Below are 24,611 nucleotides of genomic sequence, written 5' to 3'. Positions count from 1 at the left end.
CATCTACAAGGTCCTGGTCGCCGACGACACGCGCGTGATGCGCTTCGCGATGCTTCGCATCCTCAAGCGGCTTGGGCTCGCCGCGATCCAGGCCGAGGACGGGCTGCAGGCGCTCGCGCTGTTCGAGAGCGAAAAGCCCGACCTGGTGCTGATCGACGTGCAGATGCCGGGCATGGACGGCCTGGAGGTCGTGCGGCGCATCCGTCAGATGAGCACCGATCACTGGGTGCCCGTCATCTTCCTCACCTCGATGGAGGACGACGCGGATTTCGCGCGCGGCATCGAGGCGGGAGGCGACGACTACCTCACGAAGCCCGTGAGCCCGGTGGTGCTCGAGGCGAAGATCCGCGCCCTGCGCCGACTGGACGACATACGCCGCGAGCTCATGGCGGTCACGCTCGAGCTGCGCGAGGCCAACGAGCGGCTCGCCCGCCTGTCGCAGCAGGATGGGCTCACCGGGCTCGCGAACCGGCGCCGCTTCGACCTCGATCTCATGCGCGAGCTCGGCCGCGCGCGGCGCGAGCAGCGCCCGATCTGCCTGGTGATCGCCGACGCCGACCATTTCAAGGCCTACAACGATGCCTACGGCCATCCCGCGGGCGACGAGTGCCTGCGCCGCATCGCCGGGGCGCTGCGCTTGGCCTGCCGGCGCCCGGGCGACGTGGCGGCCCGATACGGTGGCGAGGAGTTCGCGCTGATCCTGCCCGACACGACGGAGGAGGCGGGCCGCCGCCGCGCCCGTGAGGCGATGCGCGCCGTCGCGGCGCTGGAGATCGAGCATCGCGGCTCGGAAGTCTCGGGCGTCGTCACGCTGAGCCTCGGGGTCGCCGGCTGCGTGCCCGATGCGGCGGTCGTGGCCGACACGCTCCTCAGCCGCGCGGACCAGGCGCTCTACGCTGCCAAGCGCGCCGGGCGAAACGCGGTGATTGCATTCTCCGATCTGCCGCTGCCCGAAGTGCCGCAGGCCGTGGTCCCGGACCTGGGCGACGCCGCGTCCCCGGGCGCCTTGCTGCACTGAGCGTCGCGGCCGGGGCGCCTACTGTCCTTCGGCCAGCACCGCCCGGAGCTCCCGCGCGAACGCCTCGCGCCCGGCCTCGTCCTCGAGCGCCTGGCCGTTGACCACGAACACGTCCTCGGCCCGCGCACCCAGCGTGGTCACGCGCGCGTCCACGAGGTTCAGGCCGGCGGCGAGCATCGCCCGCGCGATCGCCGAGAGCAGTCCGGGCCGGTCGGCACAGGTCGCGAACACCTGCCAGCCGATTCCCGCGCGCGTGCGCACGATTTCCACCTTGGGCTCGAAAGGGAAATGCTTGACCCAGCGGGAGATGCGGCCCGTGGGCGGCGCGCCCAGCGGCTTGTCCGGGTCGAGCTCGCCGGCCAGGCCTTCCTCCACCTTGTGGATGAGGTCGCGATAGTGCTCGCCGGCCCGGGCGCGCGCGAGCACCTGGAAGCCGTCGAGCGCGAAGCCGTGCCCGGTCGTGTAGATCTTCGCCGCCGCGATGTCGAACTGGTGGCGCTCGAAGAATCCGGTGATGCGCGCGAAGACGCCGGGCTGGTCGTGGGCATAGACGAGAACCTGCAGCCCTTCGCCGATGGGCGAGAGCCGCGCGCGCACCACCGGCCGCTGCGGCGCGGGGCGCAGGCACAGCGTTCGGGTATGCCATCCGATCTCGCCCGCCTCGAAGCGCTGGAAGTAGTTCTCGCCGAAGTGCATCCACAGCGCCTCGTGTGCGAGCTCTTCGTGGACATACTGGCGGAAGATGCGCAGCCCCTCGGCCTTCTTCGCCTCGATCGACTTGGCCGCGTACTCGGTATCCCCGCGCAGGATCCGGCGCGTGGAGCGGAAGAGATCCTCGAGGAGCTTGCCCTTCCACGCGTTCCAGACCTTCGGGCTCGTGCCGCGGATGTCCGCGACCGTGAGGATGTAGAGCGCCGTGAGTGAACGCTCGTCGCGCACGAGGGTCGCGAACTCCGAGATCACCTCCGGGTCGGACAGGTCCTGCTTCTGCGCCGTCGCCGACATCGTGAGGTGGCGCTCGACCAGCCAGGCGACGAGCTTCGCGTCGGCCTTCGCCACGCCGTGCGCGCGGCAGAACCGTTCCGCGTCGCGCGCGCCCAGCGCGGAGTGGTCGCCGCCGCGGCCCTTGGCGATGTCGTGGAAGAGCGCGGCGAGGTAGAGCAGCTCCGGCGCGTCGAACTCCTGCATGAGCTTGGAGCAGAAGGGGTGCTCGAGGTCGAACTTGGGAAGGCGGAAGCGGCGCAGGTTCCGGATCACCATGAGGATGTGCTCGTCCACGGTGTAGACGTGGAAGAGGTCGTGCTGCATCTGCCCCGTGATGCGGCCGAACGCCGGGATGTAGCGGCCGAGCACGCCGTAGCGGCTCATGCGGCGCAGGGTCCACGTGAAGCGGTCGCCGCGCACGATCTCCATGAAGCGGCGGCGGTTGTCGGGGTCCTCGCGGAAGGCGCGGTCGATGCGCGCAAGCGCGCGGCTCAAGGCGCGCAGCGTGGTGGCCGAGAAGTTGGCGAGCCCCCGGTCGTCCTGGAGGCGGCGGAACGCCTCCAGGATCTTCCCGGGCTCGCGCTCGAAGAGGGACTCGTCGCGCAGGTCGAGCGTGTAGTCGACGATGCGGAAATCCGCGTCCAGCTTGCGCAGCTTCCTTTCGTTGCGCGGGACGATGCGCGCGTAGAGGTTTGCCAGCAGGATCTGGTTGAAGCGCCATATCGCCTTGGCCGCGAGGTAGTAGCGGCGCATGAGAAGGTCGGAGGCGGCGAGCGACTTGACGCCCTTTAGCTTCAGCTGCCGCGCGATCTCGATCTGGTGGTCGAAGACGAGCCGGTCCTCGCGGCGCCTGGCGAGGTGGTGCAGGCGCAGGCGCAGGTCCTGCAGCACGCGCTCGTTGCGCATGATCCCGGTGGCTTCGCGCGGCGTGATGATGCCCTGCGCCGCGAGCTCCGCCCAGCTGCGGCCGATCCCCGAGGCGCGCGCGAGCCACAGCACCGTCTGCAGGTCGCGCAGGCCTCCGGGGCTTTCCTTGATGTTGGGCTCGAGATTGTAGGCGGCTTCCTGGAAGCGGTCGTGGCGCTTCCTCTGCTCCTCGACCTTGGCGCGGAAGAAGTCGCGCACGCCGCGGCGCTTCGCGAGGCGCGTATCCATCTCCGCCACGAGCGCGCGGTTGCCTGCGATGAGCCGCGACTCGAGCAGGCTCGTGTCCACCGTCACGTCCTTGGCGGCCTCCTCCACGCATTCGGCGACCGTGCGCACGCTGTTGCCCGGCTCAAGGCCGCAATCCCAGAGCAGCCCCACGAAGCGCTCGATGTCGCCGTCGGGCGCTCGGCCGTCGGGCAGCAGGATCAGGAGGTCCACGTCGGAATGCGGGAACAGCGTCCCGCGGCCGTAGCCTCCCACCGCGACCAGGGCGATGGCGGGGTCGTCGAGGTTTTCCGCCCAGAGGCGCACGAGGAGCGCGTCGACCAGCGCCGCGTGCGCCGCTAGGCAACGCTGCGGGTCCGGGCGGCGCAGGTAGCGCGTTCGCAGCTCCTCGCGCCTGGCCTTGAGCCACCGGCGGGCGTCCGCGGGGTCGCGCGCGCGCGCCGGCGCGATGGGGGCGGGCGTGGAAGAGGAAGGGTTCATCCCGGCGCGAAAGCGCCTGGGCGCGGCAGCCGCACGCTCAGGTTGCGGTCACGGCCGCGAGCTGCGCCCCGACGAAAGCCGGCATCGCGGGCGCGCCCTCGGAAAGCGTGAGGACCTCGAAGCCCGCGGAGGTCACCAGGACCGTGTGCTCCCACTGCGCCGAAAGGGAATGGTCGGCGGTCACGATGGTCCACCCGTCGGCAAGGCCGCGGATGTCGCGCCGGCCGGCGTTGATCATGGGCTCGACGGTGAACGTCATGCCGGCCTGCAGCAGGATTCCCTGGCCCGGCGTGCCGTAGTGCAGGATCTGCGGCTCCTCGTGGAAGCGCCGTCCGATGCCGTGGCCACAGAACTCGCGCACGACGCTGTAGCCGTGCGACTCCGCGTGGCGCTGGATCGCGTTGCCGATGTCGCCGAGGGTCGCCCCGGCGCGGACCTGCGCGATGCCCCTCCACATGCATTCGTAGGTGACGTCGCAAAGGCGGCGCGCCTGGATGGAGGGCTCCCCCACGAGGAACATGCGGCTGGTGTCGCCGTGCCAGCCGTCCTTGATCACGGTGATGTCGATGTTCACGATGTCGCCCGTCTTGAGAACCTTGTCCCCGGGCACCCCGTGGCAGACCTGGTGGTTGACCGACGTGCAGATCGACTTCGGGTAAGGGCGATGGCCGGGGGGCGCGTAGTCGAGCGGCGCCGGGATGGTGCGCTGCACGTCCACCATGTAATCGTGGCAGAGCTTGTCAAGATGGCCCGTGGTCACGCCGGGCTTCACGTGCGGGGTGATGAAGTCGAGCACCTCGGCCGCAAGCCTTCCGGCGATGCGCATCGACTCGACTTGCTGGGGGGTTTTCGGTTCGATTGCCACGGGATCGGTAACAGGTCGGAAAGGCGCAATTATAGCGGGAGCTTGGTCGGTCATATCCGCAATCGCCCAATCAGAGTGGGTGAATTGACGGTCGCCGGGAAGCGGCCCACAGGCCCTAAAGTAAGGTTACTTTACATTACACAAAAGATAACGTAACACAGAGGCGTATTCCCGGCGCGGCGATCCCGGGCAACTTGACAGGAGCCTGCACGTGACTAAAGAAGTCGACGTTGCGGTCCAACTCCACAAGGCAGTGGCCTCGCGTGGTATACGGCCTGTCGATTGCTTTGATTGGTAACGCAACAAGGGCGGAGTCACATACGCCGAGTCTTTCGCTATCGCAGTCCGGTATCGACGTCCGGCAACCCGATGAAGAATTCTTTCGGCGGATATTTGAAGTCGACGATGAGGAAGAATCGGAAGATTACGAATGGTGGTGACATTCAATAGCCGCGTGGCCCTCGTCCACCTGATCATGTCACGCTCGATACGGTCCCCCATGCAGGCGATATTGCTGGCCGCTGCCGTCGCATGCACAGGCGGATGCGCAGGCAGTTTCGTCGTCGACATCGCCATCAATGCACAGGTGATAGGGCGCGATGAGACCGGGCGTGTTTGGCGTGCGCGGCAGGATGAAATTACGACAGCGCCAAGGCAGCAAGGGGAGGCCTCCCCATACTCGACGATAAAGTACCGTGGCGAGGCATTCGAGTGGACATTTGGAGCCGGCACACATGGGCTTGGCGGCGACGTGACCAACCACCTCTCCAGTCCGTTGTGTTTCCGTTTCGACCAGACACGCCTTTCGTCGAATCTTCACACTGACGAGGTTCCGTTGCGGGTCGCGAGGATGCTTCACAACGTGGATGGGACACTTGTGTCGCTGGGATACGACAAGCCGACGGAACGGAATTACCGGGTTCCTTCGCCGCTGTGCTTTCAGCCAGGCAAGTCGGCACACTTCTCCCTCTCGCCGGACCTGAGCGGGCTTTTCCCGACTGGGAAGATGTTCAACGTGAGTTGGCCGGACGGGGAGCCTCACCTCACTGAGCGCGGCATCGGCAACTGGCTGAAAATCGTGCTGCCCATCGAGCACGGTGGCCGGCGCGAGACGCTCGAGGTGACCCTTACGGCGACCGATAGCAAGGCCAGGATCAGCTACTACTGAGCGGTCTCCCCGCATCGTCCCCCTGGGCACCTCGCCCTGGATCATCACCTCCGAACTATTTGAATACGCGGCGCTTTTCCGGCTATAATTGCTGTCTGTCCGGGAAGAGGCCGTTTTTTTCAACCCCGGGCAAATACGCACCTCCGCTAGCGAAGGCTAAGGTCCCGGATACCCGGGTTCGCGGAGGGAGGCCAACCTTAGACCCAAGGAGCAACAGATGTCCGTCACCATGCGCCAGATGCTGGAGGCCGGCGTTCACTTCGGCCACCAGACGCGTTACTGGAACCCGAAGATGTCGCCGTTCATCTTCGGTGCCCGCAACAAGATCCACATCATCAACCTCGAGAAGTCGCTTCCGATGTACCAGGAGGCGCTCAAGTTCGTGCGCCAGCTCACCTCCAACAAGGGGCAGATCCTCTTCGTCGGCACCAAGCGCCAGGCGCGCGACATCCTGAAGGAAGAAGCACAACGCGCCGGCGCCCCGTACGTCGATTACCGCTGGCTGGGCGGCATGCTCACCAACTTCAAGACGGTGAAGCAGTCGATCAAGCGCCTGAAGGAAATCGACCAGATGACCCTCGACGGGTCGGTCGAGAAGCTCACCAAGAAGGAAGGCCTCACCTTCGGCCGCGAGAAGGAAAAGCTCGAGCGCTCGCTGGGCGGCATCAAGGACATGGGCGGCATCCCCGATGCCCTCTTCGTGATCGACGTGGGCTTCCACAAGATCGCGGTCACGGAGGCGAAGAAGCTCGGCATCCCCATCGTGGGGGTGGTCGACACCAACAACTCGCTCGACGGCATCGATTACGTGATCCCGGGCAATGACGACTCGACGCGCGCCATCCGCCTCTACGCGCGCGGCGTGGCGGACGCGATCCTCGAGGGCCGCAGCCAGGTGATCACCGAGATGGTGGCGCCGGCGACCTCCACGGAGGAGTTCGTCGAGGTCGAGAACGCCGAGGAAGCGAAGGCCTGAACGGCCGGGGCGACATTTGAGCGGACAGGGGGCCGAGCGCCCCCTTTTCGCATCCGAACAGCGACAGGAGCAGATAAAGATGGCTGAAATCACCGCGGGCATGGTCAAGGAGCTGCGCGAGCTCACCGGGCTCGGCATGATGGAGTGCAAGAAGGCCCTCGAGGAATCGGGCGGCGACGCGAAGAAGGCCGAGGAACTGCTGCGCATCAAGAGCGGGGCCAAGGCCTCCAAGGCGGCCTCGCGCGTGGCGTCGGAGGGCGCGGTGGGCACCTACCTGTCCGCCGACGGCAGGCTCGGCGCGATGGTGGAAGTGAACTGCGAGACCGACTTCGTCGCGAGGAACCCGGATTTCGCCGCGTTCGCGAAGACGCTGGCCGAGCTGGTCGCCACGGCCGGTCCGGCCGACGTGGCCGCCCTGTCGGCACTGAAGGCCGGAGAACAGACCGTCGAGGAGGCGCGCCAGGCGCTCGTCCAGAAGATCGGCGAGAACATCACGGTCCGCCGCTTCGAGCGCATGCAGTCGGCCGCGCGCCTCGCGCAGTACGTGCACGGCGTGAAGATCGGCGTGACCGTCGAGTTCGAGGGCCAGGACAGCGTGGGCAAGGACGTCGCGATGCACGTCGCCTTCGCCAAGCCCCGGTTCCTGTCGAAGGACCAGGTGGCCCCCGAGGCGATCGCCGGAGAGCGCACCATCATCGAGGCGCGCGCGAAGGAATCGGGCAAGCCGCCCGAGATCGTGGCGAAGATGGTCGAGGGCGGCATCAACAAGTACCTTGCCGAGATCACGCTGCTCGGCCAGCCGTTCGTGAAGGACGACAAGCTGACGGTGGAGAAGATGCTCGCCGCCAGCCAGTCGAAGGTCCTGTCCTACCGCTTCCTCGTGGTGGGCGAAGGCATCGAGAAGAAGCAGTCCGACTTCGCCGCGGAAGTCGCGGCGATGACAAAGACGGCGGCCTGACCCTGCGGTGCCAGGCACCGGTGCCTGGCACCAATCGACCATGACCACACCCGCATACACGCGCATCCTCCTCAAGCTCTCGGGCGAAGCCCTCATGGGCGACGACGCCTTCGGCATCAACCGGGCGACGGTCGAGCGGATCGTGAGGCAGGTGAAGGAGGTCGCGGAACTCGGCGTCCAGGTGGGCGTGGTGATCGGCGGCGGCAACATCTTCCGGGGCGTGTCGCAGGGTGCCGCGGGCATGGACCGCGCCACCGCCGACTACATGGGCATGCTCGCGACCGTGATCAATGCGTTGGCACTCCAGGACGCCATGAATCGCGCCGGCCTCGTGGCGCGCGTGCAGTCGGCTCTCAACATCGAGCCCGTCTGCGAGCCCTACATCCGCGGCAAGGCGATCCGCTACCTCGAGGAAGGCAAGATCGTGATCTTCGCGGCCGGCACGGGCAACCCCTTCTTCACGACCGACACCGCCGCGGCGCTGCGCGGCCGCGAGGTCGAGGCGCAGATCGTGCTCAAGGCGACCAAGGTGGACGGCGTGTATACCGCCGACCCCATGAAGGACCCGACCGCGACCCGCTACGACAAAATCACCTTCGACGAGGCGTTCGTGAGGAACCTGAAGGTGATGGATGCGACGGCGCTGGCGCTTTGCCGCGACCAGCGACTGCCCATCAACGTCTTCTCCATCTTCAAGGACGGGGCGCTCAAGCGCGTCGTGATGGGGGAGCCGGAAGGAACCCTGGTCCACAGCTGACTTTCGGAGGACGCATGGCTGCAAGCATGGCCGACATCAAGAAGCAGGCCGCCGACAAGATGGTGAAGTCCATCGACACGCTCAAGCACAACCTGGCCAAGGTGCGCACCGGCCGCGCCCACGTCGGCCTCCTCGACCACCTGCGCGTCGACTATTACGGCACGCCCACGCCCATCAGCCAGGTGGCCAACGTGACGCTCGTGGACGCCCGCACGATCGGCGTGCAGCCGTACGAGAAGAAACTGGTCCAGGCCGTCGAGCGCGCCATTCGCGACTCCGATCTCGGCGTGAACCCCGCCACTTCCGGCGACATGATCCGCGTGCCGATGCCCGCCCTCACGGAGGAGCGCCGCCGCGAGCTCACGAAGATCGTGAAGCACGAGGGCGAGGAGGCGAAGGTCGCCGTGCGCAACGTGCGCCGCGACGCCAACACGCACCTGAAGGAAATGCTCAAGAAGCACGACGTGCCCGAGGACGAGGAGAAGCGCGCCCAGGACGAGGTGCAGAAGCTTACCGACAGGGCCGTCCTCGACATCGACAAGATGGTCGCCGAGAAGGAAAAGGAGCTGATGGCGGTCTGAGGCGCGGCCGACGACCGTCCTCCGCCCCGCTTCCAGAGCCATGGCAGACCTCGAGAGCAGCACGCTCGCGATCCCTTCCCCGGGGGACGTTCCGCGCCACGTCGCCATCATCATGGACGGCAACGGCCGCTGGGCGAAGAAGCGCTACCTGCCGCGCGTGGCCGGGCACCGCCGCGGCGTGGAGGCCGTGCGCGAGGTGGTGAAGTCGTGCGCCGCCCGGGGCGTGCAATTCCTCACCCTCTTCGCCTTCTCGAGCGAGAACTGGCGCCGCCCGAGCGAGGAAGTCACTTTCCTCATGCAGCTTTTCCTGAGGGCACTCGAGCAGGAGGTGGAAAAGCTCCACGGCTACGGCATCCGCTTCCGCGTGATCGGCGACCTGTCCGGCTTCGATCCGCTCATCGTGGAGCACGTACGCCGGGCCGAGGCCCTCACCAGCGCGAACGAGCGCCTCGTCCTCACCGTCGCGGCCAACTATGGCGGGCGCTGGGACATCCTGCAGGCGGCCAACCGCTGCCGCGTCGAGCTCCCCGGCCAGGAGATCACCGAGGAGCTCCTGTCGAGCTACCTGTCGATGAACTATGCGCCCGAACCGGACCTCTTCGTCCGCACCGGCGGGGAGGAGCGCATCTCCAACTTCCTGCTCTGGCAGCTCGCCTACACCGAGTTTCACTTCACGCCGGTTCTCTGGCCCGACTTCGGCGAGGAAGCGCTCGACGAGGCGATTGCCTCGTACCGCTCGCGCGAGAGGCGCTTCGGACGCACGAGCGAGCAGCTGGCCGCAACGCTTCCCCAGCCCAAGGTCGGCTAGACGCCCCCGGGGCTGCCGCATGCTGAAGACGCGCGTCCTCACCGCGATCGCCCTGCTTCCCCTCGTCCTGGGAATGCTCTTCCTGGCAGGGCCGGTGACGTGGACCGCATTCGCCGCGGCGATCGCGCTCATCGGCTGCTGGGAATGGTCGCGCCTGTGCGGGTTCGCACCCGGCGGCCGCCGGCTGTTCCTGGTGCTGTCCGCGGCGATCGGGCTCGCCCTGGGCGCAGCGTGCCTCAGGGGGCCGGCGCTCGTGTTCACCAACGTCGCGCAGGCCTGCTTCGTCGCGTCGGCCTATTTCTGGATCTTTGCGGTGCCGGCCTGGCTCGCGTTCAGGTTGCGCCCCGAGCCCTGGGCCTCGGGCCTCGCGGGCTGGTTCGTGATCTGGCCGATGTGGGCCGCGCTCGTGGTGCTTCGCCAGTCGGGCCCGTGGATGCTGCTCGCGGTCGCGGCGCTGGTGTGGGTCGCCGACATTGCCGCGTACTTCGCCGGCCGGCGTTTCGGACGGCGCCGGCTCGCGCCGGCCATCAGCCCCGGAAAGACCTGGGAGGGCGTGCTCGGCGCGCTCCTGGGCGTGCTCGCCTACGGGGCCGCGCTCGACGTGTACGCGCACGCAAGGCCCGGACCGTTCACGCCCCTCTTCGAGCCTGCGTGGGGCGCGTTCACCCTGCTCGCGATGCTCGTTCTCGCCGCGCTGTCCGTGCTGGGCGACCTTTTCGAGTCGTGGATGAAGCGCGGCGCCGGGGTCAAGGATTCCAGCGGCCTGCTGCCGGGCCACGGCGGCGTGCTCGACCGGATCGACGCGCTCACCCCCACGCTGCCCGTGGCGGCACTGCTGCTCTCCTTCGCATGAAGCGCCTGACCATCCTCGGTTCCACCGGATCGATCGGGGAGAGCACGCTGGACGTCGTCGCGCGCCATCCGGACCGCTTCCAGGTCGTGGCGCTCGCGGCCGGCCGCAACCACGAGAAGCTCGCAACGCAATGCGAGCGCTTCGCGCCGCGCTACGCGGCGATGGCCGACGAGCAGGCCGCGGAGCGCCTGCAGAAGCTGCTGCGCGCGAGGGGCGTTGCCACGGAAGTGCTGGCCGGGCCGGGCGCGCTCGAGACCGTAGCGACGCTGGCCGAGACCGATGCGGTGATGGCCGCCGTGGTCGGCGCCGCGGGGCTGCCCGGAACGCTGGCCGCGGCGCGCGCGGGCAAGCTCGTGCTGCTCGCCAACAAGGAGGCCCTGGTCGTCTCCGGGTCGCTCTTCCTCGCCGCGCTGGCGCAGGGCGGCGGCACGCTGCTTCCGATCGACAGCGAGCACTCGGCGGTATTCCAGTCGCTGCCCCGCGGGTTCACCTGCGGGCGCGCGGGCGAGGCCGCGCGCGCCGGCGTGCGCCGCATCCTGCTCACCGCCTCGGGCGGCCCGTTCCGCGCCACCGCCCTGGAGCGCCTGGCGCAGGTCACGCCCGACGAGGCCTGCGCGCATCCGAACTGGGTGATGGGCCGCAAGATCTCCGTGGACTCGGCCACCATGATGAACAAGGGCCTGGAGGTGATCGAGGCGTTCTGGCTTTTCGGCGCGCCGCGCGAGGCGATCGAGGTCGTGCTCCACCCGCAGAGCGTGATCCACTCCATGGTCGAGTACCACGATGGCTCGGTCATCGCGCAGCTGGGCGTCCCGGACATGCGCACGCCCATCGCCTGCGCGCTCGCCTGGCCCGAGCGCATCGAGGCTGGCGTGGCCCCGGTGGACTTCACCGCGCTGGGCCGGCTCGAGTTCGGTCGCGTGGACGACGCGCGCTTTCCGTGCGTGCGGCTTGCGTACTCGGCCCTAGATCGGGGAGGCACGGCCCCGGCCATCCTCAACGCCGCCAACGAAATCGCCGTGGAAAGCTTTCTCGCTGGCAGCCTGCCCTTCACCGCCATCGCGGCCGTGATCGAGCACGTGCTCGCCGGCACCCCGGTCGAACCGCTGGATTCGCTCGAGACTGCCTGGCGGGCGGACCGCGAAGCCCGCGAGGCCGCCCGGCGCGAAGTTTCGCGCCTCGGGCGCCGCGCCGGCTGAAATCGGCGAGAATCGGCTCCATGTCAGGCGCACTCGTTACCATCGCCTCCTTCCTGGTCACCGTGGGCCTGCTCGTTATCGTCCACGAATGGGGCCACTACATCGTGGCGCGGCTCGCCGGCGTGAAGATCCTGCGTTTCTCGGTGGGCTTCGGCCGCCCCTTGTGGATCGGCCGCTCGGGCGCCGACCGCACGGAATGGGTGATCGCCGCCTTTCCCCTCGGCGGATTCGTGAAGATGCTCGACTCGCGCGAGGAGGCAGTCGCCCCTGCGGAGCGTTCGCGCGCCTTCGACCTGCAGCCGGTGGGCAAGCGCATCGCCATCGTCCTGGCCGGGCCCGCCGCCAACTTCATCGCGGCCTTCTTCCTCTACTGGGCGCTCTACGTGACGGGCCTCCCGGGCGTGAAGCCGGTGGTGGGCGACCCGCCCCGCGCCACCGCGGCCGCCGCGGCGGGACTCGCCAACGGCGACACGATCCGCGCCATCGGGGGCGAGCCCGTGGCCACGTGGTCGGACGTGCGCTGGCTGCTCCTGAAGGAAGCGGTGCGCGGCGGCGACGTGGCGCTGGAGTTCGAAAGCGAGGGCGGCTCCCGCGTCACGCGATCGCTCGACCTGTCCTCGCTCGACAAGGAGGACCTCGACCGCGACTTCATGCAGAAGCTGGGTCTGAAGGCCTTTTCGCCGCGCGTCCCGGCGATCCTGGGACGCGTCATGGCCGGCGGCGCGGGCGAGCGCGCGGGGCTGCGCGACGGCGACCGGATCCTGTCCATCGACGGCGACCCCGTGGCCACCTGGGGTCAGTTCACCGCGCGCGTGCGCGCCTCCGCAGGACGCAAGCTCGCGCTCGAGGTCGAGCGTGGCGCGGGCCGGGTCGCGATCGCGGCCGTGCCGGAGGGCGTGGGGGAGGGGGAATCGCGGATCGGGCTGCTCAAGGTGGAGCCCGGCCCGGAGGTCCGCCGTGAGTGGGAACGCATGACGACCACCGTGCGCCACGATCCGCTCGCCGCCATCCCGAAAGCGGTGCACCGCGTGTGGGACCTCGCCATCTTCAGCCTGAAGATGCTCGGCAAGATGCTGCTGGGCGAGGTGTCGTGGAAGAACCTTTCCGGCCCCATCACGATCGCCGATTACGCAGGGCAGTCCGCGCAGATGGGCTGGGTATCGTTCGCGGGTTTCCTCGCCCTCGTGAGCGTGAGCCTGGGCGTGCTCAACCTGCTGCCCATCCCGCTCCTCGATGGGGGGCACCTGGTGTACTATTCTGCCGAGATCGTGAAGGGCTCGCCGGTATCCGAACGCACCATGGAAATCGGCCAGCGCGTGGGACTCGCGATCCTCGCGGGGCTCACGTTCTTCGCCTTCTACAACGACATCAATCGGCTCCTCACGGGCTAGTCCTTGAATACTCCCCGTTTTCCCGCCTTGCGCCTCGCCCTTGCCTGCGCGCTCATGGCAGCGCTCCCGGCGCTGGCCATCCAGCCGTTCGTGGTGAAGGACATCCGCGTCGAGGGCGTGCAGCGCACCGAGGCCGGCACCGTGTTCTCCTACCTGCCCGTCAAGGTGGGCGAGCGCATGGACGACGACAAGGCCGCGCAGTCGGTCAAGGCCCTCTACGCGACCGGGTTCTATTCCGACGTGCGGCTGGAGGCCGATGGCGACGTGCTCGTGGTCTTCGTGCAGGAGCGCCCGGCCATTTCGACCATCGAGATCGAGGGCGCCAAGGAATTCACCAAGGACAACCTCAAGGACGGCCTGAAGCAGGCGGGGATCTCGGAGTCGAAGATCTACGACAAGTCGCTCCTGGACCGGGCGGAGAAGGAACTGAAGCGCCAGTACACCTCGCGCGGCTTCTACTCCTCGGTGGTGAAGACCACGGTGACGCCCCTCGAGAGGAACCGCGTGTCGCTGCGCTTCGACATCGAGGAGGGCGAGATCACGCGCATCGCCGACATCAACATCATCGGCGCGAAGGATTTCACGGAGAAGGATCTGCTTCGCCAGATGCAGCTCACGACGCCGGGCTGGCTCACCTGGATCACCAAGGACGACCAGTACTCCAAGCAGAAGCTCACGGCCGATCTCGAGACGCTGCGCTCCTACTACCTCAACCGCGGCTACCTCGAATTCAACATCGACTCCACCCAGGTCTCGATCACGCCGGACCGCGAGAAGATCTTCATCGGCGTCTCGGTCACGGAGGGCCCGGTCTTCCATCTGGGCGAGCTCAAGTTCGCCGGCAACCTGATCGTCCCGGAGCCCGAGCTGCGCGGCCTGCTGAGCCTTCGCGCCGGCGACGTCTTCTCGCGCGAGAAGATCATCGAAAGCGTCAAGCGCATCACCGACCGCCTCAGCAACGACGGCTATTCCTTCGCCAACGTCAATCCGGTGCCGGACCTGGACAAGGAAAAGCGCGTGGCGGGCTTCACCTTCTTCGTCGATCCCGGCCGGCGCGTGTACGTGCGGCGCGTGAACATCGTCGGCAACGGGCGCACCCAGGACGCGGTGATCCGGCGCGAGCTTCGCCAGCTCGAGAACTCGTGGTATTCGCTGGAGAAGATCGCCCGGTCCAAGGAACGCCTGCAGCGCACCGGGTACTTCGGGGAAGTGAACATCGAGACCCCGGCCGTCCCGGGCACCGCCGACCAGGTGGACGCGGTGGTGACCGTCACGGAGAAGAACACCGGGAGCCTGAACTTCGGCGTGGGCTACTCCCAGGCGGACAAGTTCACGATTTCCGCGTCGATCTCGCAGGCGAACATCTTCGGCTCCGGCAACCAGCTCGCGTTCCAGGTGAACTCCGGCTCGGTCAACAGGGTCTATTCGCTCGCGTACGTGAATCCCTACTGGACCGTGGACGGCGTCTCGGCCGGCATCGATCTCTTCCGCCGCGACGTGGATACCTCCACGCTCTCGGTGACAAGCTATCAGACATCCTCGAAGGGCGTGGGCGTGAACTTCGGCCTGCCGCTCACCGAGTACGACGGCCTGCGCTTCGGGGTCACGGCGGAAACCACGGACCTCACGCTCGACCCGCTGACCGCCCCGCCCCGCTACCTGGATTTCGTGAACCAGTTCGGCTCGAAGACCAACACCCTTCGCCTGAACCTCGGTTATGCGCGCGACACGCGCGACAGCCTGACCTATCCCACGCGTGGCCGGCTCACCGACATCGGCTTCGAGGTCGGCGTCCCGCCGGGGGACCTGCAGTACTACCGCGCCGTGCTCCAGCAGCAGTTCCTGTACACCCCCGAGAGGCCGGGCTGGCTCACGTTCCTGATGAACGGCGAGATCGGCTACGCCGATGGCTACAACGACAAGCCGCTGCCGTTCTTCAAGAACTTCTACGCCGGCGGGGTGGGCTCGGTGCGCGGGTACCAGACGGCCTCCCTGGGCCCGCGCGACTTCAACGGCGACGTGCTGGGCGGCAACCGCCGCTTCGTCGCCAACCTCGAGGTTCTATTCCCGATGCCCGGCATCAAGGACAGGAGCGTGCGACTGTCCACGTACGTCGATACCGGCTGGGTGTGGGGCGCCGAGCAGAAGGTGAGCGCCTCCGACCTGCGCGCCGCGGCCGGCATCGCCGCAAGCTGGGATTCGCCCGTGGGCCCGCTCAAGTTCTCGTTCAGCTACCCTTTCAGGACGCAGACCGGCGACAAGCTGGAACGCTTCCAGTTCCAGCTTGGCAGGATCTTCTAGGACATCGGAGCTAAAGAGCAAATGAACTGGCGCAATGGATTGGCGGCGGCTGCGCTCGGCACCCTCGTGATGGGCGCCGCGGCCGCGGAAGTGAAGATCGGTTTCGTGAACACCGAACGTGTCTTCCGCGAGGCGGCGCCCGCCAGGCGCGCGCAGCAGAAGCTCGAGCGCGAGTTCGCGATTCGAAACGCCGAGCTCGCCAAGTTCGAGAAGCAGGGCCGCGACCTGCAGGCGGACCTGGAGAAGGACAGCGTGGCGCTCCCGGAGGCGGCGCGCCGCGAGAAGGAGAGGCAGCTCGCCGACGTGAGCCGCAACTTCCAGCGCCTGCAGCGCGAGATCCGCGAGGACCTGAACCTGCGCAGGAACGAGGAGCTGGCCCAGGTCCAGGAGCGCGCCACGCGCGCCATCAACCAGATCGCCGAGTCCGAGAAGTTCGACCTGGTCGTGCAGGAGGCCGTGTTCGCGAGCACCCGCATCGACATCACGGACAAGGTCATCAAGGCGCTCGCGGACAAGTAGCCGCTCGCGAGGCCCCTTGCCCACCTTGCGATTCACACTCCAGGAAATCGCCCGGCGCCTCGGCGGGGAAGTGGCGGGCGATGCCGCGATCGAGATCTCCGGGGTCGCGACCCTCGACGAGGCCGGCCCCGGCGAGATCACCTTCCTCGCCAATCCCCGCTACCGGTCGAAGCTTGCCGCCACGCGCGCCGCCGCCGTGATCCTGGCGCCGCGCGACAGCGGTGCGACCGCGGTCGCGCGCATCGTCTCCGACAACCCGTACGCTTACTACGCGCGCACGGTCGCGTTGTTTCATCCGCCGAAGGCGGCGGTTCCCGGTGTCCACCCCAGCGCCGCGATTCACCCGAGCGCCCGCGTGGCGACGTCCGCCGAGATCGGCCCCTTCGCGGTGGTGGCCGCAGGGGCGCGTGTCGGCGAGCGCGCGCGCATCGGCGCGGGGTCGGTCGTGGGCGAGGGCTCGGCCGTCGGCGACGAATCCATCCTCTACCCGCGGGTGACGATCTACGACGGCTGCGTGGTGGGCAATCGCTGCATCCTGCATTCGGGGGCGGTGATCGGCTCGGACGGGTTCGGCATGGCGCCCGACCGCGGCGTCTGGGTGAAGATCCCGCAGGTGGGCCGCGCGGTGCTGGGCGACGACGTGGAGGTCGGCGCCAACACGACGATCGACCGCGGGGCGCTGGGCGACACCGTCGTCGAGGAAGGCGTGAAGATCGACAACCAGGTCCAGGTGGCGCACAACTGCCGCATCGGGGCGCACACCGTGATCGCCGGTTGCGTGGGGATCTCGGGAAGCACGGTCATCGGCCGGCATTGCGTGATCGGGGGCGGCGCGGGCTTCGTGGGACATCTCACGATCACCGACGGCGTCACCGTCACCGGGATGACGTTCGTGACCAAGTCGATCAAGCAGGCCGGGGTCTACTCCTCGGGCGTGCCGATGATGCCGCACGCGGACTGGCTCAGGAACACGGCGCAATTGCGCCGGCTGCACGATACCGTGCGCCCCGCGCGCGGGAAGTCTGCTTCGGGAGAAGACCATGGAACCGATGACGAGTGACCAGATCAAGGAGTACCTGCCGCACCGCTATCCCTTCCTGCTCCTCGATCGCATCGTCGAGTGGGAAAAGGACAGGCGCCTGGTGGCGCTCAAGAACGTCACCGCCAACGAGCCGTTCTTCCCGGGGCACTTCCCCAACTACGCGGTCATGCCCGGTGTGCTGGTCATCGAGGCGATGGCCCAGGCGTGTGCCATGCTCGGCCTCCTGTCGAAGGGGCACAAGGACGACGGCGGGAGCGTCTATTACTTCGTCGGCATCGACGATGCGCGCTTCAAGCGGCCGGTGAAGCCCGGCGACCAGCTCGTGATCGAGGTCGAGCAGCTTCGCATGTCGCGCGGCATCGGCAAGTACCGGACCCTGGCGAAGGTGGACGGGGCGGTCGCCTCCGAGGCGGAGCTGATGTGCGCCCTTCGCCCCGTGGCGTGAGGCCTGCCGGAGCGCCTGCCAGATCATGAAGCCCATCCATCCCACGGCGATCATCGACCCGCGCGCGCGGCTGGCCCCGGGCGTTTGCGTCGGCCCCTACTCGGTGATCGACGGCGACGTCGAGATGGGCGAGGGGACTTCCATCGGCGCGCACTGCGTGGTGACGGGGCACACGACCCTCGGCCGCGACAACCGGATCTTCCACTTCTGCTCGATCGGGGAAGCGAACCAGGACAAGAAGTACCAGGGCGAACCCACGCGACTTTCCATCGGCGATCGCAACACCATCCGCGAGTACTGCTCCATCAACCGCGGCACGGTCCAGGACGCGGGCGTGACCACGATCGGCGACGACAACTGGATCATGGCCTACTGCCACATCGCGCACGATTGCGTCGTCGGCAACCACACGGTTTTCGCCAACAACGCCACGCTGGGCGGCCACGTGCACATCGGGGACCATGTGGTGCTGGGCGGATTCACGGGCGTGCACCAGTTCGTGAGGGTGGGCGCGCACGTGATGGCCGGGGTCTCCTCGGTCATCCTTCAGGACATTCCCCCGTACGTCACGGTCGCCGGGCACCCGTGCGGCCCGCACGGCATCAACAGCGAGGGCCTGAAGCGCCGCGGGTTCACGCCCGAGGCGCTCGCAGCGCTGAAGCGCGCCTACAAGACGCTCTACAAATCCAGCCTCACCCTGGCCGAGGCCCGCACGGAGCTCGAGCAGCAGTCGCTGGCCGCGCCGGAAGTGAAGGCGCTGGTCGATTTCCTCGCCCTCTCCACGCGGGGCATCGTGCGCTGATGCCCCGCCGAGTGGCCATCGTCGCCGGCGAGGCCTCGGGAGACATGCTGGGCGCGGCGCTGGTGCGTGCGGTGCGCGAACGCTTTCCCGGAACCGAGTTCTACGGCATAGCCGGTCCCGCGATGATGGCGGAGGGCGCGACGACGCTCGTGCCGATGAGCAAGCTTTCCGTGCGCGGCTATGTCGAGGCGATAAGGAGCCTGCCGGAGCTCCTGCGGATCCGTTCGAAGCTGGGGGCGCAGCTCACGGCCGACAAACCCGATCTTTTCATCGGCATCGACGCGCCCGATTTCAACCTGGGGCTCGAGGCGCGCCTCAAGCGCTCCGGCATCCCGACCGTGCACTACGTGAGCCCGTCGGTCTGGGCGTGGCGTCCCGGGCGCCTGCCATCCATCGGACGCGCGGTGGACCACGTGCTCACGATCTTCCCCTTCGAGCCGCCGATCTACGAGAAGGCCGGCATCGCCGCCACCTACGTGGGCCATCCGCTGGCCGACCAGATCCCGCTCGTTCCCGACCGCGCCCAGGCCCGTGCGCAGCTGCGCCTGGGCGCGGCGGCGACTGCGGTGGCGCTCCTGCCTGGAAGCCGCCGCGGTGAGCTCGAGGCGCACGCGGACCTCTTCATCGACACTGCGGTGCGGCTCGCGAGCAAGCGCGCCGGGGTGCGCTTCTTCGTCCCGCTCGCGACGCGCGAGACGCGCGACTATTTCGAGACGCGCCTCTACGTGCGCGAGGCGCAGGGGCTCGACCTCACGATCCTCTTCGGCCATGCCCGGCTCGCGTTGCAGGCGGCCGATTGCGCGCTCGTCGCGAGCGGCACCGCCACCCTCGAGGGTGCGCTCGCGCGCTGCCCGATGGTGATCACCTACAAGGTGCCCACCCTCACCGCCTGGCTGATGACGCGAAACCCGCTCCTGCCCTACGTGGGGCTGCCGAACATCCTCGCCGGCGAGTTCATCGTGCCGGAACTGTTGCAGGAACATGCCACGCCCACGAACCTCGAGCAGGCGCTCGGTAACTGGCTGGACCACAAGGCCGCGCGCGTGAGGCTCCTCGCGCGCTACGAGGCGATCCATGCCGAGCTGCGCTGCGGCAACGACGAGCGGGTGGCGCAGGCCCTCGCCCCCTGGCTTTCGAACGGACCCCCCCATGCCCCGCAAGCGATCCCCGGCGACCCTGTCCTCGCGGCTGTGCGGGGTCGATGAGGCCGGGCGGGGCCCGCTCGCCGGCGCGGTCTTCGCGGCGGCGGTGATCCTCGATCCCGCGCGCACGATCGCAGGTCTCGCGGATTCGAAGCTTCTCGATCCCGCGCGGCGCGAGGCGATCGCGATCGTGATCCGGCGCGACGCCCTGGCCTGGGCCGTCGCCTCCGCCACGGTCGAGGAGATCGACGCGATGAACATCCTGCGCGCAAGCCTGGAGGCGATGGCGCGGGCGGTCGAGGCGCTCGGCGTCGAGCCCGACGAAGTCGTGGTGGACGGCCTGCACGTGCCGCGAACGCGCTTTTCCTGCCGCGCGCTGGTGAAGGCCGATCGACTGGTGCCCGCCGTGTCGGCTGCCTCGATCCTCGCGAAGACCACGCGCGACGCGGAGATGGTCGCGCTCGACGCGTGCTTTCCGGGCTACGGGTTCGCCCGCCACAAGGGCTATCCGACCGCGGACCACCTCGAGGCGCTCACGAGGCTCGGGCCGTGCGCGATCCATCGGCGCACCTTCGCACCGGTGCGCGACGCCCTCGCGCAGCGCACGCTCCCGTTCTGATGATGAAGACCGTTGCCTCGAGGGACAATGCCGCCTACAAGACGCTCGCGAAGCTCGCTTCGTCGTCGGCCGAGCGAAGAAAGCGCGCCCTGTCGGTGATCGAAGGAGCGCACCTGGTCGAGGCCTGCATCGGCGCGGGGCATCCGGTGGCGCAGTTCTTCGTGAGCCGGACCGCGGCGGGCTCCACCGGGACGTCTCGCCTTCTCGCCCGCGCGAAGGACGCGCAGGTGGTGGAACTGGCCGATGCCCTCTTCGACGCGGTGAGCGGTGTCGAGTCGCCGGCCGGAATCATCGCGGTGGTGCCCACCCCCACGGGGCACGCGGTGCCGGACAGCGCGCGCTTCTGCCTTCTGCTCGAAGACCTGCAGGACCCCGGCAATGTCGGCACGCTCCTGCGCAGCGCGGCCGCCGCGGGCGTCGGGCACGTGCTGCTTTCGCCCTCTTGCGCCTTCGCCTGGTCGCCCAAGGTGCTGCGCGCGGGGCAGGGGGCGCACTTCGCGCTCAACATCGTCGAAGGCGCGGACCTCGCCGCGTTCATCTCGTCGTTCCGCGGGACGAGCGTGGCGCTGTGCGGCGGGGCAAAGGCGTCGCTCTACGACACGTCCCTGCACGGACCCGTGGCATTCCTGGTCGGCAACGAGGGCGCGGGCCTGTCGGCGGAGCTCGAGAAGGCGGCGACGGTGCGCGTGCGTATCCCCATGCCCGGGCGCGCGGAGAGTCTCAATGCGGGGGTGGCTGGGTCGATTGCGCTGTTCGAGGCGGTCAGGCAGCGGGGAGTGACGCGGCCCAAAGGCGGGGGACACGGATGAACACGGATGAACACGGATAAATTCGGATAATGCGGGTCAGGAACTGCGGCATCGAACGGAGCGAGAATGCGCCCACTCGCCACCGCCTCGTCCGGACCTCTTCGAATCCGTCTTCATCCGTCTTCATCCGTGTTCATCCGTGTCCCTGTTTTTGGGTTACCGTAGCCCCGCTGCATCCATAGCCACCCTCGTGAGCCGCCCCCGGAAGCGGCCCGCGATTTTCAACCCCGGATGAGTCGGAGCCCACCTCATGCAAAAAACTCCCGCAGAACCGCACCCGCAGCGCCAGTACCGGTATTACGAGTTCGTGATGGCGGCCTTCGTGACCGTCCTCATCTGCTCGAACCTCATCGGACCGGCGAAGGTGGCACAGATCGACCTGCCCGTGCTGGGGGTGCTCACCTTCGGCGCCGGCGTGCTCTTCTTTCCCGTCTCCTACGTCTTCGGCGACGTCCTCACCGAGGTGTATGGCTACGCGCGCTCGCGACGCGTGATCTGGGCGGGCTTCGCGGGGCTCGCTTTCGCATCACTCATGGCGTACGTGGTGGTGGCGCTGCCGCCGGCGCCGTTCTGGAAGAACCAGGCGGCCTACGAGGTCGCGTTCGGGCAGGCCTGGCGAATCGCGGCCGCCTCGATGTTCGCCTACTTCTGCGGGGAATTCGTGAATTCCTTCACGCTTGCCAAGATGAAGATCCTGACCGCCGGGCGCTGGCTGTGGACGCGCACCATCGGCTCGACGATCCTGGGCGAGGGCGTCGATTCACTCCTCTTCTACCCGATCGCGTTCTATGGCACGGGCATCATCCCCGACGACAAACTGCCGGTGGTGATGCTCGCCCAGTTCGTCCTGAAGGTCGGGGTGGAGGTGGTGCTCACGCCCGTCACCTACGCGATCGTCGGCTGGCTCAAGCGCACCGAGCACGAGGACTACTACGACCGCGACACGGATTTCACGCCCTTTTCGGTAAAGGTGTGAGCCCGGCCTAGTGGCTGCGCGGGACGACCTTGCCGCGTTCGATCTTCACCATGTCGCCCTCGTGGAGGTCCTCGGCGCCGTCCTGCAGGACGAGCTGGAAGCGGCCGTCGTCGAGGCGCACCACCACCTCGTAGCTCACGATGGGGGGCTTCTGTTCGCGGCGCACGTCGGTGACCGATCCCACTTCCGGCGTCCCGCCGCCGAGCGGAATCGACGCGACGAAGCCGGCAGTGGACTCGCGTTCCTGCGCCGTGGGCCGCGGGTCGGTCTCGATTCGCTTCACGCTGCGCACCACGCCGCACTCCGGGCACGAGGCCACCTCGGGCTTGAAGACCACCGAGGGCGGGCGCGTTTGCGCGAAGGCCGCGGTTGCGGAGGCGAAAATGAAGGCGGCGATCACGAGGCGGTCCATGGGCAATCCGGGTCGGGAGATTGCGCGATTCTAACCGCTTGCCGCGCGGCCCGCTCTGGCCTGCACGCATCCGCAGGGCGCAGAATAGCGGTCCTGCGTCCCGTCTCCGGAGTGCTGCCGTGGTTTTCCCCCGCCTTTGCCTCGCTGCGGTGGCTTTCCTCGCGGGTGCCGTACTCGCAGCGCCGGACGCGTTCCCGCAGGCAAGTGTGGCGACGCGCCCCAAGGTCGGCCTGGTGCTCGGCGGCGGCGGTGCCCGCGGCGGCGCCCACCTGGGCGTTCTTGAAGTGCTGGAGGAATTGCGCGTTCCATTCGACTGCGTCGCGGGCACCAGCATGGGGGCGCTCGTGAGCGGGGCGTTCGTCGCCGGCGTGACGCTCCCGGACATGACGGAAAAGATCGCAAAGACGGACTGGGCGCGAATGTTCGACGACACCGCCGGACGCGACCAGGTGGGACTGCGCAACAAGCAGTTCGACGACCGCTTCTATTCGGGCCTCGAGTTCGGCGTCACCAAGGACGGCCTGCGCTATCGCGAAGGCGCCGTCGCGGGCGAGAAGATCAAGCTCTTCTTCAACGACCTCGTCCGTGCCGACCTGGGCGACCGGCGCATCGAGCAGTTGCCGCTCCCCCTCACTCTCATCGCCACCGACATCGGCACGGGCGAGCGAGTCGCCATGCGCAGCGGGGAGCTCACCTCGGCAATGCGCGCCAGCATGTCGGTGCCGGGTGCCATCGCTCCGGTCGAGCGCGATGGCCACAAGCTCGTCGACGGCGGGCTCGTGGACAACCTGCCCGTCCAGGAAGTGCGCGACCGCTGCGGGGCGGAGGTCGTTATCGCGGTGAACGTGGGCTCGCCTCTCTACAAGCCCGAGGAGGTGACCAGCGTCCTGAGCGTCATGGGGCAGATGGTGAACCTCCTCACCGAGCAGAACGTCTCCAAGTCCCTCTCGCTCCTGGGGCCCCGCGACATCTACATGCGCCCCGCGCTGGGCGAATTCAGCGCCATGGCCTTCAGCCACCAGCTCGAGGCAGCGGCCATCGGGCGCGAGGCGGCGCTGGGGGTGGCCGACAAGCTGCGGGCGCTTTCCGTCTCTCCGGAGGAATACCGCGCCTGGCAGGCGAAGCTGCGCACGCTGCCGAGGCACAGCCCGCCCGTGGTGGATGAGGTGCGGGTGGCCACGACGCGCTTCGTCAACCCGGAGGAGCTGCGTGCCGGCGTTCGCCAGAAGGATGGCGAGGTACTCGATTCGCAGAAGCTTTCCGAGGACCTGGTCCTCCTCTACAGTCGGGGCGACCTGCAGACGCTCGACTACTCGGTGCTTTCGGAGCGCGAAAAGACGATCCTCAGGCTCGCTCCTTCCGAGAAGGCGTGGGGGCCGGATTACCTGCGCTTCGGCATCAACCTGGCCACGGATTTCAGTTCCGACACGCCGTACAACTTGCGCGCGTTGTTCCGGAAAACCTGGATCAACTCCTTCGGCGGCGAATGGCTCACCATCGTGCAGGTGGGCAGCAAGCAGGCGGTGGGGATGGAGTTCTACCAGCCGCTCGACTACCGACAGCGCACTTTCATACGCCCCTATGCAGCCTTTACCCAGCGCACGGCGGGACTGTATTTCGACGGCGACCGTCTTGCCGATTACAGCCTGCGTGAGGGGCATGTGGGCCTCGACGTGGGCCTGAACCTCGGGATCTACGGCATGGCGAGCGTGGGCTTGCTGGAGCAAAAAGGGCGCTCCAGCCTCAGCACGGGCTCCCCGGTCCTGCCCGACTCGAAGGGAAACATCGGCGGCATCTCGGCGAGCGTGGCGCTCGACACGCTGGACTTCGCCTTCTTCCCGACGAAGGGCTACAAGGCGGACCTCGACTTCTTCCAGGCCGAGCGCGTGTCCGACAACTTGAGCAAGTACGGCCGGGTGGACGGCCGGCTGGGCGGGGCCTGGTCGCCGAACGGCGACTACATCCTGCTGGGCTCGGTACAGGGCGGAATGGCCACGCAGGGCAACCCACCGCTCAACGACGCGTTCTCGCTGGGAGGATTCCGGCGCCTGTCGGCCTTCGCGCCGGGGCAGATTCTCGGCGTCGATGCTTATGGTGTCGCCACGGTCGAGGCCCAGTACCGGCTCAACAAGCCGATTCCGATCCTGGGACTTTCGGTGCTGGCCGGCGTGACGTACGAAGCGGGATACATGAAGAATCCGATCACCGAGCCCAACCTCACCGGCGGGATCAATTCCTTCGGTGTCTACCTTGCCTCGAATACGGCTTTCGGTCCGATCTACTTCGGCTACTCGACGACGTCGGCCAAGGACCGCGGGGGGCGGGTCTACTTTTTCATCGGCACGCCCTGACGC

General features: G+C 68.0%; 23 protein-coding genes. 20 read left to right on the top strand and 3 right to left on the bottom strand.

The features are described from left to right. Positions 1-37: 37 nt before the first annotated feature. Entirely contained in the window at positions 38-1,018 is a 981-nt protein-coding gene (locus tag IPP91_13770) for a diguanylate cyclase (GenBank protein ID MBL0143132.1), read from the top strand. An 18-nt stretch (positions 1,019-1,036) separates the two neighbouring features. On the opposite strand, the gene IPP91_13765 is transcribed toward IPP91_13770, so the two are convergent. Beyond that, entirely contained in the window at positions 1,037-3,634 is a 2,598-nt protein-coding gene (locus IPP91_13765) for a [protein-PII] uridylyltransferase (GenBank protein ID MBL0143131.1), read from the bottom strand. A gap of 37 nt (positions 3,635-3,671) precedes the next feature. Next, the gene (gene map / locus IPP91_13760) at positions 3,672-4,553 is read right to left on the bottom strand and encodes a type I methionyl aminopeptidase (protein MBL0143130.1); all 882 of its coding nucleotides are present in this window, start codon (positions 4,551-4,553) and stop codon (positions 3,672-3,674) included. A gap of 376 nt (positions 4,554-4,929) precedes the next feature. On the opposite strand from map, the gene IPP91_13755 reads away from it, so the two are divergent. The 18 genes from IPP91_13755 to IPP91_13670 all read left to right on the top strand — a co-directional run bounded on the left by IPP91_13755 (position 4,930) and on the right by IPP91_13670 (position 21,845). Then, positions 4,930-5,667, top strand: a complete 738-nt coding sequence (locus IPP91_13755; protein ID MBL0143129.1) for a hypothetical protein — start codon at positions 4,930-4,932, stop codon at positions 5,665-5,667. A gap of 217 nt (positions 5,668-5,884) precedes the next feature. After that, entirely contained in the window at positions 5,885-6,643 is a 759-nt protein-coding gene (gene rpsB, locus IPP91_13750) for a 30S ribosomal protein S2 (GenBank protein ID MBL0143128.1), read from the top strand. Positions 6,644-6,722: 79 nt separating this feature from the next. After that, on the top strand, positions 6,723-7,601 hold the full coding sequence (locus tag IPP91_13745; protein MBL0143127.1) for an elongation factor Ts: 879 nt from the start codon (positions 6,723-6,725) through the stop codon (positions 7,599-7,601). A gap of 40 nt (positions 7,602-7,641) precedes the next feature. After that, on the top strand, positions 7,642-8,358 hold the full coding sequence (locus IPP91_13740; GenBank protein ID MBL0143126.1) for a UMP kinase: 717 nt from the start codon (positions 7,642-7,644) through the stop codon (positions 8,356-8,358). Between the two features lie 14 nt (positions 8,359-8,372). Next, positions 8,373-8,939 (top strand): ribosome recycling factor, encoded by a 567-nt coding sequence (gene frr, locus IPP91_13735; GenBank protein ID MBL0143125.1) that lies wholly within the window; start codon positions 8,373-8,375, stop codon positions 8,937-8,939. A gap of 40 nt (positions 8,940-8,979) precedes the next feature. Next, positions 8,980-9,747 (top strand): di-trans,poly-cis-decaprenylcistransferase, encoded by a 768-nt coding sequence (uppS, locus tag IPP91_13730; protein MBL0143124.1) that lies wholly within the window; start codon positions 8,980-8,982, stop codon positions 9,745-9,747. 19 nt (positions 9,748-9,766) lie between these two features. Next, complete coding sequence (locus tag IPP91_13725) at positions 9,767-10,600, top strand: phosphatidate cytidylyltransferase (protein MBL0143123.1); 834 nt, start codon at positions 9,767-9,769, stop codon at positions 10,598-10,600. Further along, complete coding sequence (locus IPP91_13720; protein ID MBL0143122.1) at positions 10,597-11,799, top strand: 1-deoxy-D-xylulose-5-phosphate reductoisomerase; 1,203 nt, start codon at positions 10,597-10,599, stop codon at positions 11,797-11,799. Before IPP91_13725 ends, IPP91_13720 begins: the two co-directional genes overlap by 4 nt. A gap of 20 nt (positions 11,800-11,819) precedes the next feature. Further along, positions 11,820-13,190: an RIP metalloprotease RseP gene (gene rseP / locus IPP91_13715; protein ID MBL0143121.1), complete on the top strand. Its 1,371-nt coding sequence runs from the start codon at positions 11,820-11,822 to the stop codon at positions 13,188-13,190. A 54-nt stretch (positions 13,191-13,244) separates the two neighbouring features. Next, positions 13,245-15,491: an outer membrane protein assembly factor BamA gene (bamA, locus tag IPP91_13710; protein MBL0143120.1), complete on the top strand. Its 2,247-nt coding sequence runs from the start codon at positions 13,245-13,247 to the stop codon at positions 15,489-15,491. A gap of 21 nt (positions 15,492-15,512) precedes the next feature. Next, complete coding sequence (locus IPP91_13705) at positions 15,513-16,010, top strand: OmpH family outer membrane protein (GenBank protein ID MBL0143119.1); 498 nt, start codon at positions 15,513-15,515, stop codon at positions 16,008-16,010. A gap of 25 nt (positions 16,011-16,035) precedes the next feature. Beyond that, complete coding sequence (lpxD, locus tag IPP91_13700) at positions 16,036-17,070, top strand: UDP-3-O-(3-hydroxymyristoyl)glucosamine N-acyltransferase (protein MBL0143118.1); 1,035 nt, start codon at positions 16,036-16,038, stop codon at positions 17,068-17,070. Next, a complete protein-coding gene (gene fabZ, locus IPP91_13695; GenBank protein MBL0143117.1) occupies positions 17,060-17,497 on the top strand; it encodes a 3-hydroxyacyl-ACP dehydratase FabZ in 438 nt (145 codons plus the stop codon). The genes lpxD and fabZ overlap by 11 nt, the downstream gene beginning before the upstream one ends. A gap of 25 nt (positions 17,498-17,522) precedes the next feature. Next, a complete protein-coding gene (lpxA, locus tag IPP91_13690) occupies positions 17,523-18,299 on the top strand; it encodes an acyl-ACP--UDP-N-acetylglucosamine O-acyltransferase (protein ID MBL0143116.1) in 777 nt (258 codons plus the stop codon). Next, positions 18,299-19,504 carry a lipid-A-disaccharide synthase gene (gene lpxB / locus IPP91_13685; protein ID MBL0143115.1) on the top strand — a complete coding sequence of 402 codons (1,206 nt, stop codon included), beginning with the start codon at positions 18,299-18,301 and terminating at the stop codon, positions 19,502-19,504. The genes lpxA and lpxB overlap by 1 nt, the downstream gene beginning before the upstream one ends. Further along, a complete protein-coding gene (rnhB, locus tag IPP91_13680; protein MBL0143114.1) occupies positions 19,449-20,060 on the top strand; it encodes a ribonuclease HII in 612 nt (203 codons plus the stop codon). The genes lpxB and rnhB overlap by 56 nt, the downstream gene beginning before the upstream one ends. A 2-nt stretch (positions 20,061-20,062) precedes the next feature. After that, a complete protein-coding gene (locus IPP91_13675; GenBank protein ID MBL0143113.1) occupies positions 20,063-20,869 on the top strand; it encodes an RNA methyltransferase in 807 nt (268 codons plus the stop codon). Between the two features lie 250 nt (positions 20,870-21,119). After that, entirely contained in the window at positions 21,120-21,845 is a 726-nt protein-coding gene (locus tag IPP91_13670) for a queuosine precursor transporter (protein MBL0143112.1), read from the top strand. A gap of 7 nt (positions 21,846-21,852) precedes the next feature. Here IPP91_13670 and IPP91_13665 read toward each other — a convergent pair whose 3' ends face one another. Then, positions 21,853-22,257, bottom strand: coding sequence for a hypothetical protein (locus IPP91_13665; protein ID MBL0143111.1), 405 nt, complete (start codon positions 22,255-22,257; stop codon positions 21,853-21,855). Positions 22,258-22,376: 119 nt separating this feature from the next. Here IPP91_13665 and IPP91_13660 point away from each other — a divergent pair, with 119 nt between their 5' ends. Further along, complete coding sequence (locus tag IPP91_13660) at positions 22,377-24,608, top strand: patatin-like phospholipase family protein (protein MBL0143110.1); 2,232 nt, start codon at positions 22,377-22,379, stop codon at positions 24,606-24,608. Positions 24,609-24,611 lie beyond the last annotated feature (3 nt).

It is taken from the genome of Betaproteobacteria bacterium (assembly GCA_016720855.1).
Classification (GTDB): Bacteria; Pseudomonadota; Gammaproteobacteria; order Burkholderiales; family Usitatibacteraceae; genus FEB-7.
The sequence above is the reverse complement of the archived record's forward strand: the minus strand, read 5'-3'. Positions and strand labels throughout refer to the sequence as shown.

Excerpts from the sequence above, each read along its gene's own strand:
- IPP91_13755 (MBL0143129.1), top strand. The coding sequence starts at position 4,930 with ATGGTGGTGACATTCAATAGCCGCGTGGCCCTCGTCCACCTGATCATG.
- rseP (MBL0143121.1), top strand. The coding sequence starts at position 11,820 with ATGTCAGGCGCACTCGTTACCATCGCCTCCTTCCTGGTCACCGTGGGC.
- rpsB (MBL0143128.1), top strand. The coding sequence starts at position 5,885 with ATGTCCGTCACCATGCGCCAGATGCTGGAGGCCGGCGTTCACTTCGGC.
- IPP91_13745 (MBL0143127.1), top strand. The coding sequence starts at position 6,723 with ATGGCTGAAATCACCGCGGGCATGGTCAAGGAGCTGCGCGAGCTCACC.
- IPP91_13720 (MBL0143122.1), top strand. The coding sequence starts at position 10,597 with ATGAAGCGCCTGACCATCCTCGGTTCCACCGGATCGATCGGGGAGAGC.
- fabZ (MBL0143117.1), top strand. The coding sequence starts at position 17,060 with ATGACGAGTGACCAGATCAAGGAGTACCTGCCGCACCGCTATCCCTTC.
- IPP91_13770 (MBL0143132.1), top strand. The coding sequence starts at position 38 with ATGCGCTTCGCGATGCTTCGCATCCTCAAGCGGCTTGGGCTCGCCGCG.
- lpxB (MBL0143115.1), top strand. The coding sequence starts at position 18,299 with ATGCCCCGCCGAGTGGCCATCGTCGCCGGCGAGGCCTCGGGAGACATG.
- uppS (MBL0143124.1), top strand. The coding sequence starts at position 8,980 with ATGGCAGACCTCGAGAGCAGCACGCTCGCGATCCCTTCCCCGGGGGAC.
- rnhB (MBL0143114.1), top strand. The coding sequence starts at position 19,449 with ATGCCCCGCAAGCGATCCCCGGCGACCCTGTCCTCGCGGCTGTGCGGG.
- map (MBL0143130.1), bottom strand. The coding sequence starts at position 4,553 with ATGACCGACCAAGCTCCCGCTATAATTGCGCCTTTCCGACCTGTTACC.
- IPP91_13765 (MBL0143131.1), bottom strand. The coding sequence starts at position 3,634 with ATGAACCCTTCCTCTTCCACGCCCGCCCCCATCGCGCCGGCGCGCGCG.
- IPP91_13740 (MBL0143126.1), top strand. The coding sequence starts at position 7,642 with ATGACCACACCCGCATACACGCGCATCCTCCTCAAGCTCTCGGGCGAA.
- IPP91_13705 (MBL0143119.1), top strand. The coding sequence starts at position 15,513 with ATGAACTGGCGCAATGGATTGGCGGCGGCTGCGCTCGGCACCCTCGTG.
- lpxA (MBL0143116.1), top strand. The coding sequence starts at position 17,523 with ATGAAGCCCATCCATCCCACGGCGATCATCGACCCGCGCGCGCGGCTG.
- frr (MBL0143125.1), top strand. The coding sequence starts at position 8,373 with ATGGCTGCAAGCATGGCCGACATCAAGAAGCAGGCCGCCGACAAGATG.
- IPP91_13675 (MBL0143113.1), top strand. The coding sequence starts at position 20,063 with ATGAAGACCGTTGCCTCGAGGGACAATGCCGCCTACAAGACGCTCGCG.
- IPP91_13725 (MBL0143123.1), top strand. The coding sequence starts at position 9,767 with ATGCTGAAGACGCGCGTCCTCACCGCGATCGCCCTGCTTCCCCTCGTC.
- bamA (MBL0143120.1), top strand. The coding sequence starts at position 13,245 with ATGGCAGCGCTCCCGGCGCTGGCCATCCAGCCGTTCGTGGTGAAGGAC.
- IPP91_13670 (MBL0143112.1), top strand. The coding sequence starts at position 21,120 with ATGCAAAAAACTCCCGCAGAACCGCACCCGCAGCGCCAGTACCGGTAT.
- IPP91_13665 (MBL0143111.1), bottom strand. The coding sequence starts at position 22,257 with ATGGACCGCCTCGTGATCGCCGCCTTCATTTTCGCCTCCGCAACCGCG.